4 protein-coding genes are annotated in these 4,751 nt (G+C 63.0%); 1 reads left to right on the top strand and 3 read right to left on the bottom strand.

The window, feature by feature from the left end:
- Positions 1–49: 49 nt before the first annotated feature.
- From C7I87_RS25255 to C7I87_RS25245, 3 genes are all read right to left on the bottom strand, one after another.
- Positions 50–892, bottom strand: coding sequence for a protein-L-isoaspartate O-methyltransferase family protein (locus tag C7I87_RS25255; RefSeq protein ID WP_188393990.1), 843 nt, complete (start codon positions 890–892; stop codon positions 50–52).
- Positions 893–946: 54 nt separating this feature from the next.
- Positions 947–2,311, bottom strand: a complete 1,365-nt coding sequence (locus C7I87_RS25250; protein ID WP_149906774.1) for an Nramp family divalent metal transporter — start codon at positions 2,309–2,311, stop codon at positions 947–949.
- Positions 2,312–2,457: 146 nt separating this feature from the next.
- On the bottom strand, positions 2,458–3,987 hold the full coding sequence (locus C7I87_RS25245) for an FAD-dependent monooxygenase (protein ID WP_149906773.1): 1,530 nt from the start codon (positions 3,985–3,987) through the stop codon (positions 2,458–2,460).
- Between the two features lie 254 nt (positions 3,988–4,241).
- Here C7I87_RS25245 and mntR point away from each other — a divergent pair, with 254 nt between their 5' ends.
- Entirely contained in the window at positions 4,242–4,691 is a 450-nt protein-coding gene (mntR, locus tag C7I87_RS25240) for a manganese-binding transcriptional regulator MntR (RefSeq protein ID WP_149906772.1), read from the top strand.
- Positions 4,692–4,751: the final 60 nt, after the last annotated feature.

Genomic DNA, 4,751 nt, shown 5'->3' with positions numbered 1-4,751 from the left:
TTATGCATGTCGTTATCCCGGAACCGAGGACACTTCCGGGCGACATGCATTAGCCGTTGTCGCCGGCGTGAACGGGGTCGGAGGAGAACCAGACTTCGCCGAAGGTCGCGGTGGCAGTGCTGTCCGGCTGCCTGTCGTCAATCATCCAGATCGAGCGGCTGCGCGCGGCCTCCTCGCGTGTCGGAATCTTCGCGGCGGTATCCGCGGTCGACGCCCCGACGCAAGGGATGAACCACGAGCGCATGAACGGATGGCAGGCGAAGCCTTTTTCGGTGCGGGTCACCAACACCGCGAACGGAACGCTCTCGGCCGGACGCCACGGGAAGATCATGCGGCCGCCGGGGCGCAACGCCTTCAGCCATCCGGGGGGAGGGGCCACGACACCAGCATTGACATAGACGATGTCCGACGGCGGCAGGGGCGAGGTCACGGCATCGCCATGGATGACAGTCGCATTGCCATAGGCTTCGAGATTCTTGCGCGCCAGTTCGGCCAGGTTCTTGTCGATCTCGAAGGCGGTGACGGTGCCGCCTGGTAAAACCAGTTTTGCCAGCAAAGCCGTGTAGTAACCGCTGCCGGCACCGATATGCGTGACGACCTCACCAGGCTTCGGCGCGAGTTTTCCGATCCACATGGCGTGCAGGAAGGGCTCGCCACTGTTGATGCCCTTGTCGGCATCGAGCGCCACCAGCACATTCTGGTAGATGTGAGCCGGGTCGGCGCTTGGCGTCGCGAGCCTGGCGCTGCCGGTGATGACCGTCCATGGTCCGGGACCGAGGAAGGCTTCGCGCGGCACGCTGGCAAACACATCTTCCAGCCGCGGATCCGGCGAGCCGGCGTTGGCCGCCATCAGCCTTGCGTAGAACTTCCTGATGTCTTGGATGTTGCTCATGGCATCAGGAAAGATAGAGCAATCCGGCGGTTTGTCCCGGGATTAAACGGAACTTCAGCCGGCGCCTGACATGGTGTCATAAAGCAGCTTGAAATTGAGCACCAGGATGATGGCCGCGACCACCCAGGCCAATGCCGCCACGCCACGCGGGATGGCGAGGTTGCCCATCTTCTTCTTGTCGGAGACGAACTGCACCAGCGGGATGACCGCGAAGGGCAGCTGCATGGACAGCACAACCTGGCTGAACACCAGCAACTGGCCGGTGCCCTTCTCGCCGTAGAGCGCGGTGACCACCACCACCGGAACGATGGCGAGGCCGCGCGTCAGCAGACGCCGTGCCCAGTTGGGGATACGCAGGCGCAGGAAACCTTCCATGATGATCTGGCCGGCGAGCGTTGCCGTCACCGTCGAGTTGAGGCCCGAGGCCAGCAGTGCCACGGCGAACAGGATCGAGGCGATGCCCAGGCCTAGCAGCGGCGACAGCAGCTTGAATGCCTGGTCGATCTCGGCGACATCCTGGTGGCCGGTGTCGTGGAAAGCGACCGCCGCGACGATCAGGATGGCGGCGTTGACGAACAGCGCCAGCATCAGGGCAATGGTGGAGTCCGTCGTTGCCCATTTGATCGCATCGCGTTTGCCCGCCTCGGTGCGCTCATAGGCGCGGGTCTGCACGATCGAGGAGTGCAAATAGAGATTATGCGGCATCACCGTGGCGCCGATGATGCCGATGGCGATGTAGAGCATCGCCGGGTTGGTGACGATCTCGGAGGACGGCACGAACATCGAATGCAGGATCGTGCCGGCCGGCGGGGCGGCAACGAAGATCTGGATGGCAAAGCAGCTGAAAATGATGATCAGGAGCGCGACGACGAAGGCTTCGAGATAGCGGAAACCCTTGTTCATCAGGAGCAGCACGAGGAAAGCATCGAGCGCGGTCAGTATGGCGCCGCCGATCAGCGGAATGCCGAACAGGAGTTGCAGCGCGATCGCCGTGCCGATGACTTCAGCGAGGTCACAGGCGATGATGGCGAGTTCGCAGGCGATCCACAGGACGAAGTTGACCGGGCGCGGGTAGTAAGCGCGGCAGGCTTGGGCGAGGTCGCGGCCGGTGGCGATGCCAAGCCGGGCGGCCAGCGCCTGCAGCAGGATCGCCATCAGGTTCGACAGCATGATGATGAACAAGAGCGTGTAGCCGAACTGGGCGCCGCCGGCGAGGTCGGTCGCCCAGTTGCCCGGGTCCATATAGCCGACCGAGACCATGTAGCCCGGGCCCATGAAGGCGAACAGCCGGCGGAACCAGACGCCCGATGTCGGCACGGCGATGGTGGAATTGACCTCGCGCAAGCTGGGCTGATCGTCTTCGTCCCGTCTGGCGAACCGCCACGCGGACCGAGGGGCTGTGACGTCTGCTTCTGACATGAAAAGGCTTTCCGCTGCTTCTGGAGGACACCCATAGGGTATGCCATGGCTCAACATTATGCAATATGCTATATTTCATTGTCGGTGCTTTTTGCCGGCATTTTGTCGGAGGAGGCGGACAATCAATCGGATCGTATCCGAGCCACCTAGCGCGCGCTTCCGACAGAAATCCCTCTGTCGCTGCAATAACGCTCGAGCGTATCGACCGAAGCCTTGGGATCGGCGAGCGCCACATAGGTGTCGGGCCGCAGAAGATAGAGCGCATCGCGGGCCAGGCCCGCCTCTTCATAGGCAGGCCGCCAGTCGAAGACGGTCAGCGGAACCCGATGGCGCTCGCACCAGGACCTGACATCCTCACCGGCGACGCCGTAGATATGGATCTGCCATTGTATCGCGGCGAGCGAGGCAAAATTGTCCAATCCATCGACCGGGGCCCATGGCAGCCGCTCGCCGCCGCGGACTTCGCCCGCGGCTCCTTCGCTGAGTGGGCTTTGGCGGTAGTTGAGGGCGATCTGCGAAACGGTGCGGAAGATGAATTCGCGAACCCGGTCGATGCCGAGGATCCTGGGCACGACAATCGGCGCGATGCGCGTGCGCACGAGGTCGGCGATGCGCCCGTCGGCAGTGACGAAGGTGAAGATGCGATCGGTGGTGGCGACGAGGCGTCTGGCAAATGCGATGCGCTCGATCTCGTAGCTGTCGAGCAAGGCATCGGGCGCCCGCGCCGCGAGCACGCAAGACAGTTTCCATGCAAGATTGATCGCGTCCCCGATCCCGGTGTTCATCCCTTGTCCGCCGACTGGACTGTGGATATGCGCCGCGTCGCCCAGCAGGAAGGCGCGGCCCTTGCGGAATTGACCGGCCACGCGGTGGTGGACGTGGTAGGTCGAAAACCAGTTCACCTTTTCGATCTTGATCTTGAGGTTTTCGATCGCCTGGCGGCTGACGTCGTCGAATGTCAGCGTGTCGGCCTGATCCGCGCGCTCGTCCCGGACCGTACCGATCAGCCGAGCACGACGCGTGTCCGCCAAGGGAAAGATCGCCAGGAAGTCCGCTTCGTCGAGATCGACATGCAATTCGCCATTGATCGAAGCACCTGATGCCTCGACATCCGCGACGTAGAAAAGTTCACGGTAGGTGCCGCCGGAAAAACCCGCCGATATCGTCTCACGCACCAAGGAACGCGCGCCGTCACAACCAGCCAGATAGCTGAACTCGGCCGTCTCCTCGCCGTGCTCGCCGCGCAGGTGGGCGACAATATGGTCGCCACGGTCGGTGAAGTCATGCAATTCGGTCCGCCGCTCGACGGTGACGCCCAATTGTCCGAGCCGTTCGATCAGAAGGCGTTCGTGCTCGTCCTGCGGAAAGATTTGCAAAAACGAATAGGGCGATAGATCCTCACCGATCGCCGCGAACGGTATGCGCGCTTCCGCTTGACCTCGCACCCACAAATTGGCGGCGCGCACCTTGTGGCCGCGCGCGATCACGGCATCGGCCAGATCGAGTTGACGGTAGAGTTCGAGCGTGTGCGCGGCAATGGCCAAGGCGCGCGACGTCGTGCCCGGCTCGGCGGTCCTGTCTACGATGCGGACGCCGACACCCAGCTTGGTGAGCCAAAGCGCCAGCACCAGGCCGGTAGGGCCGGCACCTACGATGAGAACGTCACTGCGGGTCATGTTTTCTCCCTGGCGGTGATTGCAGTCCGGCGGCTTCAGATCAGCAACATCCAAATATGGCGGCGGGCGCCACGGACAATGCTACCGGATTGGTTCTGCTTTCTCATCGAGGGCATAGCTGGCGGAAGAACATCGTCCCAAAGCATGTCGATCCGCTTGCCGTTCGACAAGCATGCCTCCAAATAAAGGGCCTGAAGAATCAGAGCCCGTGCTATAAAAGCAGCGACGGCTAAATTTCCGAGGAGGAGCGCGCATTGGCGCTGAAGAACAGACCGGTCCCGCGTGAGCCGTTGCTCGATGCCGATGTCCATTCGGAAGGGTTCCGGCATACGCGCGAAGCGCGCCGCAGCGCTTTGGTCGAGGATTATGTCGAACTGATCGCCGACCTGATCGAGGACGGCAACGAGGCGCGCCAGGTCGACATCGCCGCGCGGCTCGGCGTCGCCCAGCCGACGGTGGCCAAGATGCTGACGCGGCTCTGCGCCGACGGGCTGGTGTCGCGAAAACCCTATCGCGGCGTGTTCCTGACCGAAGCCGGGCGCAAGGTCGCCGAGGAAAGCCGCATCCGCCACCAGACGGTCGAGGCCTTCCTGCGCTCGCTCGGCGTCAGCGCCGAGACGGCGCGCATCGACGCCGAGGGCATCGAGCACCATGTCAGCGCCGAGACGCTGGAAGCGTTCCGCAACGCGATGACGGCACGCTGAAGCGCTTCATTGCCGGTTTTCGAGCACGCTACAGCATGTCGCGGCGAATAGGATTCGCCC

The organism is Mesorhizobium sp. SARCC-RB16n, assembly GCF_008520305.1.
In the GTDB taxonomy this organism is placed as follows: domain Bacteria; phylum Pseudomonadota; class Alphaproteobacteria; order Rhizobiales; family Rhizobiaceae; genus Mesorhizobium.
Note: the sequence above shows the minus strand (reverse complement) of the source record. Positions and strands in the feature narration are given on the sequence as shown.

Excerpts from the sequence above, each read along its gene's own strand:
- C7I87_RS25255 (WP_188393990.1), bottom strand. The coding sequence starts at position 892 with ATGAGCAACATCCAAGACATCAGGAAGTTCTACGCAAGGCTGATGGCG.
- C7I87_RS25250 (WP_149906774.1), bottom strand. The coding sequence starts at position 2,311 with ATGTCAGAAGCAGACGTCACAGCCCCTCGGTCCGCGTGGCGGTTCGCC.
- C7I87_RS25245 (WP_149906773.1), bottom strand. The coding sequence starts at position 3,987 with ATGACCCGCAGTGACGTTCTCATCGTAGGTGCCGGCCCTACCGGCCTG.